The organism is Pseudomonas sp. CCI1.1, assembly GCF_034348165.1.
Classification (GTDB): domain Bacteria; phylum Pseudomonadota; class Gammaproteobacteria; order Pseudomonadales; family Pseudomonadaceae; genus Aquipseudomonas; species Aquipseudomonas paracarnis.
In genome coordinates, this window is the sequence record NZ_CP133780.1 from 6,371,644 (window position 1) to 6,387,583 (window position 15,940).

At 61.1% G+C, this 15,940-nt stretch carries 13 protein-coding genes; 7 read left to right on the top strand and 6 right to left on the bottom strand.

The window, feature by feature from the left end:
- The first annotated feature begins 18 nt into the window (after positions 1-18).
- The 6 genes from pcaH (at position 19) to pcaC (ending at position 5,390) form a co-directional block, all read left to right on the top strand.
- Positions 19-723 carry a protocatechuate 3,4-dioxygenase subunit beta gene (pcaH, locus tag RHM69_RS28910; protein WP_200599212.1) on the top strand — a complete coding sequence of 235 codons (705 nt, stop codon included), beginning with the start codon at positions 19-21 and terminating at the stop codon, positions 721-723.
- Position 724: 1 nt separating this feature from the next.
- A complete protein-coding gene (gene pcaG, locus RHM69_RS28915) occupies positions 725-1,291 on the top strand; it encodes a protocatechuate 3,4-dioxygenase subunit alpha (RefSeq protein ID WP_014717295.1) in 567 nt (188 codons plus the stop codon).
- A gap of 217 nt (positions 1,292-1,508) precedes the next feature.
- A complete protein-coding gene (locus tag RHM69_RS28920) occupies positions 1,509-2,804 on the top strand; it encodes an MFS family transporter (RefSeq protein WP_014717296.1) in 1,296 nt (431 codons plus the stop codon).
- A gap of 10 nt (positions 2,805-2,814) precedes the next feature.
- Positions 2,815-4,179, top strand: coding sequence for a 3-carboxy-cis,cis-muconate cycloisomerase (locus RHM69_RS28925; protein WP_200599213.1), 1,365 nt, complete (start codon positions 2,815-2,817; stop codon positions 4,177-4,179).
- Positions 4,180-4,189: 10 nt separating this feature from the next.
- Complete coding sequence (pcaD, locus tag RHM69_RS28930) at positions 4,190-4,981, top strand: 3-oxoadipate enol-lactonase (RefSeq protein WP_019817829.1); 792 nt, start codon at positions 4,190-4,192, stop codon at positions 4,979-4,981.
- 10 nt (positions 4,982-4,991) lie between these two features.
- Complete coding sequence (pcaC, locus tag RHM69_RS28935; protein WP_003189316.1) at positions 4,992-5,390, top strand: 4-carboxymuconolactone decarboxylase; 399 nt, start codon at positions 4,992-4,994, stop codon at positions 5,388-5,390.
- 128 nt (positions 5,391-5,518) lie between these two features.
- Here the strand turns inward: pcaC and RHM69_RS28940 are convergent, their stop codons facing one another.
- The 5 genes from RHM69_RS28940 to RHM69_RS28960 form a co-directional block, all read right to left on the bottom strand.
- A complete protein-coding gene (locus tag RHM69_RS28940) occupies positions 5,519-6,418 on the bottom strand; it encodes a polysaccharide deacetylase family protein (RefSeq protein ID WP_200599214.1) in 900 nt (299 codons plus the stop codon).
- 82 nt (positions 6,419-6,500) lie between these two features.
- Positions 6,501-7,751, bottom strand: coding sequence for an OprD family porin (locus RHM69_RS28945; protein WP_019817827.1), 1,251 nt, complete (start codon positions 7,749-7,751; stop codon positions 6,501-6,503).
- Positions 7,752-7,931: 180 nt separating this feature from the next.
- The gene (adeC, locus tag RHM69_RS28950; protein ID WP_003189337.1) at positions 7,932-9,389 is read right to left on the bottom strand and encodes an AdeC/AdeK/OprM family multidrug efflux complex outer membrane factor; all 1,458 of its coding nucleotides are present in this window, start codon (positions 9,387-9,389) and stop codon (positions 7,932-7,934) included.
- On the bottom strand, positions 9,386-12,547 hold the full coding sequence (locus RHM69_RS28955; RefSeq protein WP_014717302.1) for an efflux RND transporter permease subunit: 3,162 nt from the start codon (positions 12,545-12,547) through the stop codon (positions 9,386-9,388). Before RHM69_RS28955 ends, adeC begins: the two co-directional genes overlap by 4 nt.
- 3 nt (positions 12,548-12,550) lie before the next feature.
- The gene (locus RHM69_RS28960; RefSeq protein WP_034125974.1) at positions 12,551-13,699 is read right to left on the bottom strand and encodes an efflux RND transporter periplasmic adaptor subunit; all 1,149 of its coding nucleotides are present in this window, start codon (positions 13,697-13,699) and stop codon (positions 12,551-12,553) included.
- 265 nt (positions 13,700-13,964) lie between these two features.
- Between RHM69_RS28960 and RHM69_RS28965 the strand changes: the two genes are divergently transcribed.
- Positions 13,965-14,597, top strand: coding sequence for a TetR family transcriptional regulator (locus RHM69_RS28965; RefSeq protein ID WP_020300997.1), 633 nt, complete (start codon positions 13,965-13,967; stop codon positions 14,595-14,597).
- 266 nt (positions 14,598-14,863) lie between these two features.
- On the opposite strand, the gene RHM69_RS28970 is transcribed toward RHM69_RS28965, so the two are convergent.
- A complete protein-coding gene (locus RHM69_RS28970) occupies positions 14,864-15,919 on the bottom strand; it encodes an alkene reductase (RefSeq protein ID WP_200599215.1) in 1,056 nt (351 codons plus the stop codon).
- Between the last annotated feature and the right edge of the window lie 21 nt (positions 15,920-15,940).

Here is a 15,940-nt window from a genome sequence, read left to right on the forward strand (position 1 = left end):
CTAAAAGAGGATTGCTCCATGAGTGACAAGCTCGGTTACCGGCGCCCGCAAGCGGGCACTCAACCTGATTACCTGCACCCGGCCTACCAGTCGACGAACCTGCGTTCGCCTTCACAGCCTTTGGTGTTCCTGCCCCATTCCTTGTCGGAAATCACGGGCCCGACCATCGGCGCCGAACGTATCAATGAGAAGGACAACGACCTGACAGCCCAGCATGAGGGCGAGCCGCAAGGCGAGCGCATCATCATTCATGGCCGTGTGCTGGACGAAAACGGCCTGCCAGTGCCGGGCATCCTTGTGGAGATCTGGCAGGCCAATGCCGCCGGCCGCTACAACCACAAGCGCGACCTGCACGATGCACCCCTGGACCCGAATTTCACCGGCACCGGGCGCACCGTCACCGACGCCGACGGCTGGTACCAGTTCCAAACCATCAAGCCCGGCGCCTACCCGTGGGGCAACCACCACAACGCCTGGCGCCCGGCGCATATCCACTTTTCGCTGTTCGGCCCCAGCGTGCTGACGCGCCTGGTGACGCAAATGTATTTCCCGGGCGACCCGTTGCTGGAATACGACCCGATCTACAACTGCGTGCCGGACACCAGCGCCAAGCAACGCTTGATCGCCAGTTTCGACCTGGAAAAAACCATTCCTTCCTATGCCCTCGGCTACCGCTGGGACATCGTCCTGCGCGGCCGCGACGCCACGCCGATGGAGAAATGAGATGACACTCAACGCGACCACGTCCCACACCGTCGGGCCGTATTACCACATTGGCCTGACCTGGCTGAACCGTGAAGATCTGACCGTCACCGCTACCCTCGGCGAACGCGTGGCAATCAGCGGCCAAGTGGTGGACGGCAACGGTGATGTCGTCAACGATGCCATGCTGGAAGTCTGGCAGGCCAATGCCGCCGGCAAATATGCTCACCCCGAAGACGAGCAGGACAAAGCGCTCGACCCGAACTTCGAAGGCTTTGGCCGCGTGCCGGTGGATGCCGAAGGGCGTTTTCGCTTTACCACCGTCAAGCCGGGCAGTGTGCCGGGGCTCAAGGGCACCACCCAGGCGCCGCATTTGGTGGTGCTGGTGTTTGCCCGTGGGTTGGTGAAGCACTTGCTGACGCGGATTTATTTTGACGGTGAGGCCTTGAACGGCGATGACCCGTTGCTGGCGTGTGTGCCGGCAGAACGTCGTGGCACCTTGATTGCCCAGGCGGATGCGGCAGGGGTTTATCAGTGGAATGTGATTTTGCAGGGCACAGATAAGGAAACGGTGTTCTTCGACTATTGAGTTGGCTGTAACGATCGTTCCCACGCTCTGCGTGGTAATGCATCCCGTGACGCTGCGCGTCACCCGCGAACGGCAGGACGCGGAGCGTCCCATGCGGCATTCCCACGCAGAGCGTGGGAACGATCATCCAGGCTCCACCTATCCAAAAGTCTGCTTGCGGAACAGGGTTGTTGCAAAGTATGTCTAGGCTATAACCGTTCCCACTGAGTAAAAAAACATGACAACAAAAACCAGCCACTACACCGGAGAAGAACGCAGCAAAAGAATCTTTGCGATTGTCGGTGCGTCCTCCGGCAACCTGGTCGAATGGTTCGACTTCTACGTCTATGCCTTCTGCGCGATTTATTTTGCTCCGGCGTTTTTCCCCTCGGACGACCCCACGGTGCAGTTGCTCAACACCGCCGGGGTGTTTGCCGCCGGGTTCCTGATGCGACCGATCGGTGGCTGGTTGTTTGGCCGGGTGGCCGACAAGCACGGGCGCAAGAACTCGATGATGATCTCGGTGCTGATGATGTGCGGCGGCTCCCTGGTCATCGCCTTTCTGCCGACCTACAACGCCATCGGTGCCTGGGCGCCAGCGTTGCTGTTGGTGGCGCGGCTGTTCCAGGGCTTGTCGGTGGGCGGCGAATACGGCACCACGGCCACTTACATGAGTGAAGTCGCGCTCAAGGGCCAGCGTGGCTTCTTTGCTTCGTTCCAGTACGTGACCCTGATCGGCGGCCAGTTGCTGGCGGTGCTGGTGGTGGTGATCCTGCAACAGATCCTCACCGAAGAAGAACTGCGCGCCTGGGGCTGGCGCATTCCGTTTGTGATCGGTGCCATAGCTGCCGTGATCTCCCTGCTGCTGCGTCGCACCCTCAAAGAAACCACCAGCAAGGAAATGCGTGAAGACAAGGACGCCGGCAGTATCGTCGCGCTGTTTCGCGACCACGGCAAAGCCTTCATTACGGTGCTGGGCTACACCGCCGGCGGCTCGCTGATTTTCTACACCTTCACCACCTACATGCAGAAGTACCTGGTGAACACCGTGGGCATGCACGCCAAGACCTCGAGCTACATCATGACCGGCGCGCTGTTCCTGTACATGTGCATGCAGCCGTTGTTCGGCATGTTGGCCGACAAGATCGGCCGACGTAATTCGATGCTCTGGTTTGCTGGCCTTGGCACGCTGTTCACGGTGCCGATCCTGCTGACCTTGAAAACCGTGACCAGCCCGTTTTTGGCGTTTGTGCTGATCACCCTGGCCTTGGCGATTGTCAGCTTCTACACCTCCATCAGCGGCCTGGTCAAAGCGGAGATGTTCCCGCCCCAGGTGCGTGCATTGGGTGTGGGCCTGGCGTATGCGGTGGCTAACGCGGTGTTTGGCGGTTCGGCAGAAGTGGTTGCGCTGAGCCTCAAATCCATCGGCATGGAAAACACCTTTTATTGGTACGTCACCGCGATGATGGCGGTGGCCTTCCTGTTCAGCTTGCGCCTGCCGAAACAGGCGGCGTACCTGCATCACGATCTGTAAGGGATGAGTTATGACGCTGCGCACGAGCAATCAACTGTTCGACGCTTATTTCACCGCTGACAGCATGGCCGAAGTGTTCTGTGACCAGGGGCGTTTGCAGGGCATGCTGGATTTCGAGGCCGCACTGGCCCGGGCGCAGGCCCGGGTCGGGTTGATTCCCCAGGCCGCCGTCGCACCGATTGCCCAGGCGTGCCTGGCGTCGCTGTATGACGTGGACGCCCTTGGCAGCGCGATTGCCACGGCGGGAAACTCTGCGATTCCATTGGTGAAGGCGTTGGGCAAGTTGATCGCCAGTGAGGACGCCGACGCCGAGCGTTATGTACACCTGGGCGCAACCAGCCAGGATGTGATGGACACCGGCCTGGTGCTGCAACTGCGCCGTGGGGTGGAATTGATCGAGGCCGACCTGGCTCGCCTGGGGGAGGTGTTGGCCGCCCAGGCTCAGCGTTACGCCACCGTGCCGTTGGCCGGGCGCACCTGGTTGCAGCACGCGACGCCGGTCACCCTGGGAATGAAAATCGCCGGTTGGCTGGGCGCGGTGACGCGCAGTCGCCAGCGCCTGGCTGAATTGAAACCGCGCCTGCTGGTCCTGCAATTTGGCGGCGCCTCGGGCACCTTGGCAGCGCTGGGCGAACACGCCATACCCGTGGCCGAAGCCGTGGCCGCCGAGTTGCAACTGGGCTTACCGGAACAACCCTGGCACACCCAGCGTGACCGCCTGGTGGAGTTTGCCAGCCTGCTTGGCCTGATCGCCGGTAGCCTCGGCAAGTTGGGCCGCGATATCAGCCTGTTGATGCAGACCGAAGCGGCCGAGGTGTTCGAGCCTTCGGCGCCGGGCAAGGGCGGTTCGTCCACCATGCCGCACAAGCGTAACCCGGTGGGCGCCGCAGTGCTGATCAGCGCGGCCACCCGCGTACCGGGCCTGGTGGCAACGATGTTCAGCGCCATGCCTCAAGAGCACGAACGCAGCCTGGGCTTGTGGCACGCCGAATGGGAAACCTTGCCAGAGATTTGCCGCTTGGTGTCCGGTGCCTTGCACCAGGCAATTCTGGTCAGTGAAGGGCTGGAGGTGAATGCCGAACGTATGGCACACAACCTCGACCTGACTCAGGGCCTGGTACTGGCCGAAGCGGTGAGTATCGTGCTCGCCCAACGCTTGGGCCGCGACACTGCGCACCATCTGCTGGAGCAGTGCTGCAAACGTGCGGTCGCCGAGCAGCGCCATTTGCGCGCGGTACTGGCGGATGAGCCGCACGTCACCGCCGAGCTGTCGGCGGCTGAACTGGACCGCCTGCTCGACCCGGCCCATTACCTGGGCCAGGCGTCTACCTGGGTCACGCGTGCGGTGACCGAACATTTTGCTTTGACTGCCTGAGGAGACCGCTGTGGCTTTTGTACAACTCGCCGAGGGCGAACTGCATTACCAACTCGAGGGGCCCGCCGACGCACCGGTACTGGTGCTGTCCAATTCCCTGGGTACCGACCTGCATATGTGGGATATCCAGATTCCGGCCTTTACCGAGCATTTTCGTGTGCTGCGTTTCGACACCCGTGGCCACGGCCAATCCCTGGTGACCGAGGGGCCTTACAGCATCGAGCAACTGGGGGCAGACGTGCTCGCACTGCTGGATGCGCTGGATATCCAGAAGGCGCATTTTTGCGGATTGTCTATGGGCGGCTTGATCGGCCAATGGCTGGGCATTCATGCCGGCGAGCGCCTGCAACGCCTGGTGGTGTGTAATACCGCGGCCAAGATCGGCACGCCCGAGGTGTGGAACCCGCGTATCGAAATGGTCCTGCGTGATGGCGCCGCCGCGATGGTGGCGCTGCGCGATGCGTCGATTGCGCGCTGGTTCACCGCAGATTTCGCCGCTGCCAACCCGCACCAGGCCAAGCAGATCACCGATATGCTCGCGGCCACTTCGCCCGAGGGGTATGCCGCCAACTGCGGCGCCGTGCGCGATGCGGATTTTCGTGAGCAATTGTCCTCGATCAAGGTGCCGACCCTGGTGATTGCCGGCACCGAAGACGCGGTGACGCCGCCAGGCGGCGGCCGTTTTATCCAGAGCCATGTGCAGGGCGCCGAGTACGCCGAGTTCTATGCAGCGCACCTGTCCAACGTTCAGGCCGGTGCTGCGTTCAGCGACCGGGTGATCGAATTTCTGCTGGCCCGCTGAGGAGCTATTTGTGGACGAGAAACAACGTTACGCCGAGGGCCTGCAGGTGCGCCGCGAAGTACTGGGCGATGCCCATGTCGACCGCAGCCTCAATGCCCTGACCGAGTTCAACAGCGAGTTCCAGGAAATGATCACCCGCCACGCCTGGGGTGACATCTGGACCCGTCCCGGCCTGCCTCGGCATACCCGCAGCCTGATCACCATCGCGATGCTGATCGGCATGAACCGCAGTGAAGAACTGAAGCTGCACCTGCGTGCCGCCGCCAGCAACGGCGTAACCCGCGCCGAGATCAAGGAAGTGCTGATGCAGAGTGCGATCTACTGCGGGATTCCGGCAGCGAATGCGACGTTTCATTTGGCTGAGTCAGTGTGGGATGAGTTGGGTGTGGAGTCTCGCCAACAAGACTGAATGTGAAAGGCGATCACCTGTGGGAGCTGGCTTGCCTGCGATTGCAGCGACGAGGTCTGACTGGGGACCGTGTTGTCTGCATCGCAGGCAAGCCAGCTCCCACAGGGGATCGTCACAGGTTTAAGGTATTAGTGGGAATCAGCATCCCACAGCCAATTCCACACCCCAGGCAGGTGCACCGGCTCGTTCACAGCCTTGACCGTACGGGCCAGCGCTGCGCGTTCCAGCGCGGCGTGGTCGGTATAAAACGGCTCGGCCGCGGTCTTCAAACCGTTGACCTGTGCGCTGTCCATCAGAATCTGCAAGTACTCCTGCATATGCCGCGCGGTGTAGCGGTTGATGTCATGAAAGGTCACCACTACCGGGATCACACCCTCCACTGTCGGTAGTTCACCCAAGGCGATGCGTTCGCGTACCACCGACAGTTGCCGATACAGGTTGGCGCGCCGACGCGGGCTGGCGTTGAAGCCCCAGATCTTGCCGTCATTGGCACTCAAATCCGTCAACAGTACCTGCATGCCGTGGCGTTGGTAGGCGGCGAAGGTGCGCTTGTCGTAGTTCCAGAAGGGGGGGCGTACCAGCACGGGGGGCGCGCCCGTGATGGCGGCAATGTCTACGGCGCCTTCGGTAAGGGTGTGTTCCAGCGTGGCGTCGTTCAACCAGCGATGATTGGTGTGAAACGCGGTAGCAGTGTGGAAGGCCAGGATATGGCCAGCGGCGAATTCTCGTTCCATGGTCTTGCGCCCCCGAGAGCTGCCGCCGGAGCGGGCCGCTTCGGTCTGCAAGAAGAACACCGCCTTGATCCCCGGCAATACCGGATTATTGGCCAGGTCCGCCACTACCGAACGGCTCGGATTGTTGTAGCCCGAGGCGCTTGGGCCATCGTCGAAGGTCAGCAAAAAGCGGATCGGCGCCTGGGCCAGCAGGCGTTGTTCGGTCTGTGGTGTCAGGGCGATGGGTGCGCTGATACAGCCCCCCAGGCTCAAGACCAGGGCAAACAAAGCGATTGCTGTAGCGAAGGATTTCATGCCGTGCAGGGCCCGAGTAAAGGCCGCTGCTGGGGGGATCAGCAGCGGCAGGCGCGCACCATACAGTAAGTGCTATGCCGGTTTACAGCAGACTGATCGGATAGCTGACGATCAACCGGTTCTCATCGAACTCGTTGTTGCTGTAGTCCCTGCGCATGCTCGAATTGCGCCAGCGCACGTTGAGGTTTTTCAGCGTGCCGCTTTGCACCGTATAGCCTACTTCGGTCTCGCGGCCCCACTCCTTGCCGTCGGTGATGGTGCCGGTGTGCACGTTGCTGCCGCTGATATAGCGGTTCATCAGGGTCAGGCCTGGTACACCGAGGGCGGCGAAGTTGTAGTCGTGGCGAACCTGCCAGGATTTTTCCTGTGCGTTGTCATAGCTGGAGTTGTAGCTGTCGTTGGCCAGGGTGCCGCCGCTGGTGCCGTTGACGCGCATCCAGGCACTGTCGCCGGTGAGTTTTTGCAGGCCGACGTAGAAGGTGTTGCCACCGTACCTGGCCGAGAACAAACCGGACCAGGTTTTGTTGTCCAGGTCGCCGGCGCGGGCGCTGCCGTCGTCCTTACCGTAAAAGAAGCCCAGGTTGGCGCCCAGGGTCCAGTCGCCCACAGGCTGGCTGTGGATCAGATTGACGAACTGCTGGCTGTAGATGTCCTTGAGCTGGGCATTCCACACGCCGACTTGGGTGCGTTTGTCGTTGAATGCGTATTCGGCGCCCTGGAAGTTGAAACGGTCGGAGGTGAAGGCGGTTTTGCCGAACATTGACATGTCGCTCATGCTGCCATCGTCCCGCGGGCTATTGGCGCGGAATTGGCCGCCATAGAGGGTCAGGCCGTCGATTTCCTTCGAGGTGATCTGCCCGCCACGCAGGGTCTGTGGCAGGGAGCGGCCATCGTCGGAACGCAGGATCGGCAGCACCGGCATCCATTCGCCCACCTTCAGCTCGGTCTTGGAAAAGCGCGCCTTGAATGCCACGCCCAGCCGGCCAAACTCATCGGCTGGCCGGCCGTCATGGTCCAGCGGCAGCAACTGCGTGCCGCCTGTGCCACGCCCGCCATCGAGCTTGAGCGAGTACAAGCCCAGCACATCCACACCAAAACCGACTGTGCCTTGGGTGAACCCGGACTTGGCGTCGAGAATGAAACTTTGCGTCCACTCCTGCGCGCCACCCTGAGCCTTGGTCGGGTTGGTGTAGTTGCGGTTGAAGAAGAAATTACGCAGGTTGAGGTTGGCGCTGGCGTCTTCGAGAAAGCCGTGATCCTGGGCGAGAACGGGCAGGGCAGAACTGGCGACAGCAGCCGCCAGCAACAGCTGGCGCGGTTGGAAAGTGCTCATGGTGTGAACCTGTTGTTATTGGGTTTATGCAGGTGGCGGCCATGGTGCGCGGCGGTGCGGGGGCGATGAAAGTAGGGGAAGGTGGGTTGTGGGCGATGATCGAACGCAAGTTGTAAGGGCAACAATGCAGGCATAAAAAAACCGCTTCCGGTGAGGGAAGCGGTTTTCACACCCGCGCTATCAGAACAACTTCAACGGCGGTGCTTGTTCTTTCAACGGCTCGTTCTTCGCAGTCTGCTCGTTCCAGCCACCGCCGAGGGCCTTGTACAGGTTGACCTCGCTGGTGAGCTGCGCCAGGCGGTCGGTGATCAGCGATTGCTGGGCACTGAACAGTTGGCGCTGGGCGTCGAGGAAGGTCAGGTTGCTGTCGACACCAATGCGGTAGCGACGCTCGGCCAGGCGGTAGTAATCCTGGTTAGCCTCGACGAAGCCGCGCTGGGCATCCAGTTGCTGCTTGTAGGTCGCACGCGCGGCCAGGCCGTCGGAGACTTCCTGGAAGCCGGTCTGGATGGCCTTCTCGTAGTTGGCCACGTTGATCTCTTTCTGGATCTTCGAGTAGTCCAGGCTTGCGCGCAGGCTACCGGCGTTGAAGATCGGGATGTTGATCTGCGGGGCAAACGCCCATGTTCCCGAACCGCCTTTGAACAGGCCACCCAGGGTAGGGCTGGCAGTACCGGCGCTGGCGGTCAGGCTGATGCTCGGGAAGAACGCCGCACGGGCCGCGCCGATGTTGGCGTTGGCGGCCTTGAGGTTGTACTCGGCTTGCACAATGTCGGGACGACGTTGCAGCAGGTCCGATGGCAACCCGGCCGGCACTTCGCTGAGCAGGTCATCGGACAGCGGCTTGCTGGCGATATTCGCCGGCAGGCCGGTGCCCAGCAGCAGGGTCAGGCTGTTTTCGTCCTGGGCCACCTGGCGGGTGTAACGCGCCAGTTGCACACGGGCGTTTTCCACCGAGGTGCGTGCCTGGCTGAGGTCGAGGGCCGAGGCCACGCCGACTTCATTGCTGCGCGAGGTGAGCTTGTAGCTTTGCTCGAACGCGGCCAGGGTGTCCTGGGTCAGCTTGAGCAGCTCCTTGTCGGCCTGCCAGGTCAGGTAGGCATTCGCCACGCTGGCCACCAGGCTGATTTGGGTGCTGCGACGTGCTTCTTCAGTGGCGAAGTACTTCTGCAGCGCTTCTTCACTGAGGCTGCGCACGCGACCGAACAGGTCCAGCTCATAAGAGCTGATCCCAAGGCCCGCCGAGTACTGGCTGGCGATAGTCGATTCGCCGGTCTGCGACAGCTTGGCCGGGGTGCGCGAACGGCTGCCGTTACCGGTGGCCGACACGGCCGGGAACAGGTCGGCACGTTGGATCTGATATTGCGCCGCATAGGCGTCGATGTTCAGCGCCGCGACACGCAGGTCACGGTTGTTCACCAACGCGGTCTGGATCAGCTGTTGCAGGGCAGGGTCATGGAAAAACTGCTTCCAGCCTTGCTCGGCAGCGGCCTGGCTCGGCGCCTGGGCCGACGAATACGCCGGCCCCTGCGGGAACTGCGCGGCCACCGGCGCTTCGGGGCGCTGATAGTCAGGTATCAGCGAGCAGCCACTGAGCACGAATGCGGTGACGGCTAGGGAAAGTAGCGACTTGCTCATTGGCCAGCCTCTTTAGGAGTTTCAGTAGTGTCTTTCTTTTTGCGTTCGCCAGCGGCGGACACGGTTGCGTAGAACAGCGGCACCCAGAAGATCGCCAGCACAGTGGCCGTGATCATACCGCCGATAACACCGGTACCGATTGCGTGCTGGCTGCCTGAGCCGGCGCCGGTGGAGATTGCCAGCGGTAGTACGCCGAGCATGAACGCCAACGAGGTCATGATGATCGGGCGCAGACGCATGCGGGATGCTTCGATAGCCGCCTCGACGATGCCTTTGCCTTGCTCGTGCAGTTCCTTGGCGAATTCCACGATGAGGATGGCGTTTTTCGCCGCCAGGCCCACCGTCACCAACAGGCCCACCTGGAAGAACACGTCGTTGGACAAGCCGCGCATGCTGGTGGCGATCAGTGCACCGATCACACCCAGTGGCACAACCAGAATCACCGCGATCGGAATCGACCAGCTTTCGTACAGTGCTGCCAGGCACAGGAACACGACCAAAAGCGACAGTGCGTACAGGGCTGGCGCCTGGGAACCGGAAAGGCGTTCTTCGTACGACAGGCCTGTCCAGGCATAACCGACACCGGCCGGCAGTTCTTTGGCAATGCGTTCGACTTCGGCCATCGCATCACCGGTACTGTAGCCCGGTGCCGGGGTACCGAGGATTTCCATCGCCGCTACACCGTTGTATCGCGAAAGTTTGGGCGAACCGTAGATCCACTGGCCCGACGAGATAGCCGACAGCGGCACCATTTTCCCGTCGTTGCTGCGCACGTACCATTTGTCCAGATCTTCAGGCGACATGCGGCTGGCGGCGTCACCTTGTACATACACCTTCTTCACGCGACCACGGTCGATGAAGTCGTTGATGTAGCTACCACCCAAGGCAATGGCCAGGGTCTGCTGGATATCGGCGAGGCTGATGCCTTGGGCACTGGCCTTCTCGTCGTCAACGGTCAGCTCGTACTGCGGCTCATCGTTCACGCCGTTAGGGCGTACGCCGGCCAGCACCTTGCTTTGTGCCGCAGCGCCCAGGAACTGGTTACGTGCAGCCATCAGCTTGTCGTGGCCGACGCCACCCTGGTCTTGCAGGAACACGTCAAAACCGGTGGCGTTACCCAGCTCCAGCACCGAAGGCGGCACGATGGCAAATACCATGGCGTCCTTGAAGGCCCCGAAGAAGTAACCCTGGGCACGCTTGGCCACTTCGAACACCGACTGGCTCGAATCCCGCTCGTCCCACGGCTTGAGCATCACGAACGCAAGACCCGAGCTCTGGCCACGGCCAGCAAAGTTGAAGCCGTTCACGGTAAACACCGATTTCACTGCCTTGCCTTCGCCTGGCTCGCCTTCCTTGTCGTTCAGCAGGAAGGCGCGCATGTCGTCGACGACTTTTTGCGTGCGCTCAGCCGAAGCACCGACCGGTGTCTGCACCTGGGCGAAGATCACACCCTGGTCTTCCTCAGGCAGGAACGCGCTTGGAATACGGGTGAACATCCAGATCATGCCGGCCAGGATCAGCGCGTACACCAGGAATGCCGGGATCTTGTGCTTGATCATGCCGCCCACGCCGCGCTCGTACTTGAGTACGCCACGGTCGAAGGTGCGGTTGAACCAGCCGAAGAAGCCGCGCTTGGGCTGGCCGTGTTTTTCCGGATCAATCGGCTTGAGCATGGTGGCGCACAACGCCGGGGTGAAGATCAGGGCAACCAGCACCGACAACGCCATCGCCGAAACGATGGTGATGGAGAACTGCCGGTAGATCACACCGGTAGAACCACCGAAGAACGCCATCGGCAGCAGTACCGCCGACAGTACCAGGGCAATACCCACCAGGGCGCCCTGGATCTGGCCCATGGACTTGATCGTTGCTTCCTTGGGCGACAGGTGCTCCTCAGCCATTACCCGTTCGACGTTTTCCACTACCACGATGGCATCGTCCACCAGCAAGCCGATGGCCAGGATCATGCCGAACATGGTCAAGGTGTTGATGGTGAAGCCGCACGCCGCCAGGATCCCGAAGGTACCCAGCAATACCACCGGTACGGTCATGGTGGTGATGATGGTGGCACGGAAGTTCTGCAGGAACAGGAACATCACCAGGAACACCAACACGATCGCTTCGACCAGGGTGTGAACCACACCGGAGATCGATTCGGTCACGACCGGCGTGGTGTCATACGGCACCACCGCCTTCATGCCTGGCGGGAAGAACGGCTCCAGGGACTTGACTGTTTCGCGGATGGCCTTGCCAGTGTCCAGTGCGTTGGCACCGGCCGCCAGCTTGATCGCCATACCCGAAGCCGGCTTGCCGTTGAACTGTGCACTGATGCTGTAGTTCTGGCCGCCCAGTTCGATGCGCGCGACGTCACCCAGGCGAACCTGGGAGCCGTCGGTGTTCACCTTCATCAGGATCTTGGCGAATTCCTCGGTGCTTTGCAGGCGCGTCTTGCCGATGATCGTGGCGTTCAGCTGGGTGCCGGGCAGGGCAGGCAGGCCGCCCAGTTGGCCGGTGGCCACCTGCACGTTCTGGGCCTTGATGGCATTGCTGACGTCCACTGGCGTGAGCTGGTAGTTGTTGAGCTTGGCCGGGTCGAGCCAGATACGCATCGCGTACTGCGAACCGAACACCTGGAAGTCACCCACCCCCGCGGTACGGGAGATCGGGTCCTGGATGTTGGACACGATGTAGTTGGAGAGGTCGTCCTTGGTCATGCTGCCGTCTTCCGACACTAGACCGATCACCATCAGGAAGTTCTTCACCGACTTGGTCACACGGATACCCTGTTGCTGCACTTCTTGCGGCAGCAGTGGGGTGGCCAGGTTCAGCTTGTTCTGTACCTGGACCTGAGCGATATCCGGGTTGGTACCCTGGTTGAACGTCACGGTGATGGTCATGCTGCCGTCGGAGTTACTGTCCGAGGAGACATAACGCAGGTTGTCGATACCGTTGAGCTGTTGCTCGATGACCTGCACCACGGTGTCCTGCACGGTTTGTGCGGACGCACCTGGGTAGGTCACCTGGATATCAATGGCCGTTGGCGCAATGGCCGGGTATTGGTTGATGGGCAACTTCAGGATCGAGAGTGCCCCGACCAGCATGATCACCAGGGCAATTACCCAGGCGAAAATGGGACGGTCGATAAAAAATTTCGACATGGATTACTCCCCTTGACCAGCAGCGGCAGCAGGCGCTGCGGCAGTACCGGCGGGTTTAGCGTTGGAGGCTTCCGTGACCTTCACCTCGGCGCCTGGCTTGACGTACTGCAAGCCTTCGGTGATGACGCGATCACCGGCATTGAGGCCTTTTTCCACCAGCCAGTAGGCACCGGCGGTACGGTTGGCAACCAGTTCACGTTGCTCGACCTTGTTGTCCTTGTTCACGATCAGCGCCGTCGGAATGCCGCGCAGGTCACGGGTCACGCCTTGTTGCGGAGCCAGGATGGCCTTGCTGTTCACACCGGCCAGCAACTGGGCGTGTACGAACATGCCCGGCAGCAGCACGTGGTCAGGGTTGGGGAACACGGCACGCAGCGTCACGGAACCGGTGGTCTGGTCGACCGACACTTCGGAGAACTCCAGCTTGCCGTCCTGGGCGTAGGCCGTGCCGTCTTCCAGGGTCAGCTTGACCTTGGCAGCGTTGTCGCCGGCTTTTTCCAGTTGGCCACTGGCCAGATCGCGACGCAGCTTGAGCATTTCAGCCGAAGATTGCGTGACGTCGACGTAGATCGGGTCCAGTTGCTGGATCACCGCCATGGCGTCGGCCTGGCCATTGCTGACCAGTGCGCCTTCGGTGACCGAAGAACGGCCAATACGCCCGGAGATCGGCGCGTACACCTTGGTGTAGCGCACGTTGATCTGGGCGGTTTGAACGTTTGCCTCAGCAGTCATGCGGTTGGCGACGGCAGTGTCGTATTCCTGACGGCTGACGGCTTGTTCATCGACCAGTTGCTTGTAGCGATCGGTGATGGACTTGGTCTGGGTCAGGCTCGCCTGTGCGCTTTTGAGCGTGGCTTCATACACCGACGGGTCGATCTGGTAGAGCTGTTGCCCTTCCTTCACGTCGGCGCCTTCCTTGAACAGGCGCTTGAGAATGATGCCGTTGACCTGCGGCCGAACTTCCGCAATGCGGAAGGCCGTGGTGCGGCCTGGCAGCTCGGTGGTCAGGGTATAGGCTTGCGGTTGAATGGTGACCACGCCGACCTGAGGGGTTTGAGCGGGCGGTGCCGCTTCTTCCTTTTTACATCCGCTGAGCAGCGATGCCAGGGCGACGGCAGTGACCAGAGCGGTAACAGCTGGCTTAAGTTGCATGAAGATCCTCGGGTCAGGCGCGCAAAGTGCGCACAAGAAGTGTGGAAGGGTAAAAAACAAGCCGTGAGTGGATAAGTAGCTTGCTACGCAATATACTTACGTTCATGGTTGTTTGTAAACTCTTGACAGGCTTCGCGCAATGCTGACAAAGCACCGCTGCAAGCCTCGATTCTAGTACGTTCGGCGCCCATGACGGCGTCGTCCCACAATTATTCAGATGATGGTCAAGTACCATCCACAGTGTCCTGATTGAGGTTTTACTGCCATGGTTCGTCGCACCAAAGAGGAAGCTCAGGAAACGCGCAGCCAGATTCTCCAAGCCGCCGAGCAAGCCTTTTATGAGCGTGGCGTGGCGCGCACCACCCTGGCGGACATCGCCGCGCTGGCAGGGGTGACGCGCGGGGCTATCTATTGGCATTTCAGCAATAAGTCCGATTTGCTCCAGGCCCTGCTCGACACGCTGCACGAACCGCTGGACGAACTGGCCCGGGCGAGTGAAAGCGAGGATGAAGCCGACCCGCTCGGCTGTATGCGCAAGCTGCTGATTCATCTCTACCATGAAGTGGCCCTGGACCCGAAAACCCGGCGCATCAACGAGATTCTGTTTCATAAGTGCGAGTTCACCGATGAAATGTGCGACATGCGCCGCCAACGCCAGACCCACACCCTTGAGTGCAACCTGCGCATCGGCTTGACGTTGCGTAACGCGGTCCATCGCGGGCAACTTCCAGCCACGCTGGATACCACCCGTGGGGCCGTGTGTATTCATGCGTTTATCCACGGGTTGATCGGCCAGTGGCTGCTGGTGCCTGACAGTTTCCAATTGCATCAGGACGCCGAGCGCTGGGCGGATATAGGGCTGGACATGCTGCGCCTGAGCCCCAGCCTGCGCAATTGAAACAAAATGCGTAATTGCAACCCGTTGTGTCAACAGTAAAGCCTAAAGACAGTCAATCGTCCTTCTGCCTGATTTGTGGGGTGACTTTATATACGGCCTGGCGAGCGGTTGATAGGTAGCCGGCTAAGTATTTTGTAGCGATATTGTTGCCGTTCTGTGAAGCGATGTTTCCAGGGGGCTACAGACAGGCACAAATGTAGGAGGGGGACTTGCCTCTGATACTGTAGGAGCGAGCAAGCTCGCTCCTACAGTATTTGCGGATGACGTTAGATCGGCAGCGTCGGGTAGTCGATGTAACCTACCGGGCCTTTGCCATAGAAGGTCTCCGGATGCGGCTCGTTCAACGGCGCATCAGCCTTCAGTCGCGCCGGCAGGTCCGGGTTGGCGATGAAAGGAATACCGAAGGCCACTGCATCCGCCTTGCCCGCCGCCAGCCAGGCATTGGCGCTGTCTTTGGTGAAACGTTCGTTGGCGATGTACGCGCCGCCGAAGGCTTTTTTCAGCTGCGGGCCAAGGCTGTCTGCGCCTTCTTTTTCACGGGAGCAGATAAAGGCGATACCGCGCTTGCTCAGTTCGCTGGCGACGTAGGTGAAGGTCTCGGCGAGGTTGTCGTCGCCCATGTCATGCGCGTCAGCACGCGGTGCCAGGTGCACGCCCACGCGGCCGGCGCCCCAGACTTCGATGGCGGCGTCGGTGACTTCCAGCAACAGGCGCGCACGGTTTTCCAAAGAGCCGCCGTACTGGTCGGTGCGCTGGTTGGTGCTGCTTTGCAGGAACTGGTCGAGCAGGTAGCCGTTGGCGCCGTGGATTTCCACGCCGTCGAAGCCTGCGGCCTTGGCGTTCTCGGCGCCGGTGCGGTAAGCGTCGACGATGTCGGCGATTTCAGCGGTTTCCAGGGCGCGCGGGGTCGGGTAGTCGGCCAATGGGCGAACCAGGCTGACGTGGCCTTTAGCCTGAACCGCACTCGGAGCCACCGGGGTTTCGCCGTTCAGGTAGGACGCGTGGGAGATGCGGCCCACATGCCACAACTGCAAGAAGATCTTGCCGCCCGCGCCATGCACGGCCTTGGTGATGTTGGCCCAGCCGCGCACCTGATCGTTGGACCAGATGCCGGGGGTGTCCGGGTAGCCCACGCCCATGGGCGTCACGGAAGTGGCTTCGCTGAGGATCAGCCCGGCGGATGCGCGTTGCACGTAGTACTCGGCCATCAGTGCGTTGGGTACGCGGCCGGCATCCGCGCGGCAGCGGGTCAGCGGCGCCATGATGATGCGGTTCGACAGTTGCAGGTCGCCCAGTGTGATCGGATCGAAAATAGTCGTCATGGGAAAAACACCTTCTCTTTC

What these genes read in the sequence shown, in the direction of transcription:
- pcaH (WP_200599212.1), top strand. Translation starts at nt 19, where the DNA reads ATGAGTGACAAGCTCGGTTACCGGCGCCCGCAAGCGGGCACTCAACCT.
- pcaG (WP_014717295.1), top strand. Translation starts at nt 725, where the DNA reads ATGACACTCAACGCGACCACGTCCCACACCGTCGGGCCGTATTACCAC.
- RHM69_RS28920 (WP_014717296.1), top strand. Translation starts at nt 1,509, where the DNA reads ATGACAACAAAAACCAGCCACTACACCGGAGAAGAACGCAGCAAAAGA.
- RHM69_RS28925 (WP_200599213.1), top strand. Translation starts at nt 2,815, where the DNA reads ATGACGCTGCGCACGAGCAATCAACTGTTCGACGCTTATTTCACCGCT.
- RHM69_RS28940 (WP_200599214.1), bottom strand. Translation starts at nt 6,418, where the DNA reads ATGAAATCCTTCGCTACAGCAATCGCTTTGTTTGCCCTGGTCTTGAGC.
- RHM69_RS28945 (WP_019817827.1), bottom strand. Translation starts at nt 7,751, where the DNA reads ATGAGCACTTTCCAACCGCGCCAGCTGTTGCTGGCGGCTGCTGTCGCC.
- adeC (WP_003189337.1), bottom strand. Translation starts at nt 9,389, where the DNA reads ATGAGCAAGTCGCTACTTTCCCTAGCCGTCACCGCATTCGTGCTCAGT.
- RHM69_RS28955 (WP_014717302.1), bottom strand. Translation starts at nt 12,547, where the DNA reads ATGTCGAAATTTTTTATCGACCGTCCCATTTTCGCCTGGGTAATTGCC.
- RHM69_RS28960 (WP_034125974.1), bottom strand. Translation starts at nt 13,699, where the DNA reads ATGCAACTTAAGCCAGCTGTTACCGCTCTGGTCACTGCCGTCGCCCTG.
- RHM69_RS28965 (WP_020300997.1), top strand. Translation starts at nt 13,965, where the DNA reads ATGGTTCGTCGCACCAAAGAGGAAGCTCAGGAAACGCGCAGCCAGATT.
- RHM69_RS28970 (WP_200599215.1), bottom strand. Translation starts at nt 15,919, where the DNA reads ATGACGACTATTTTCGATCCGATCACACTGGGCGACCTGCAACTGTCG.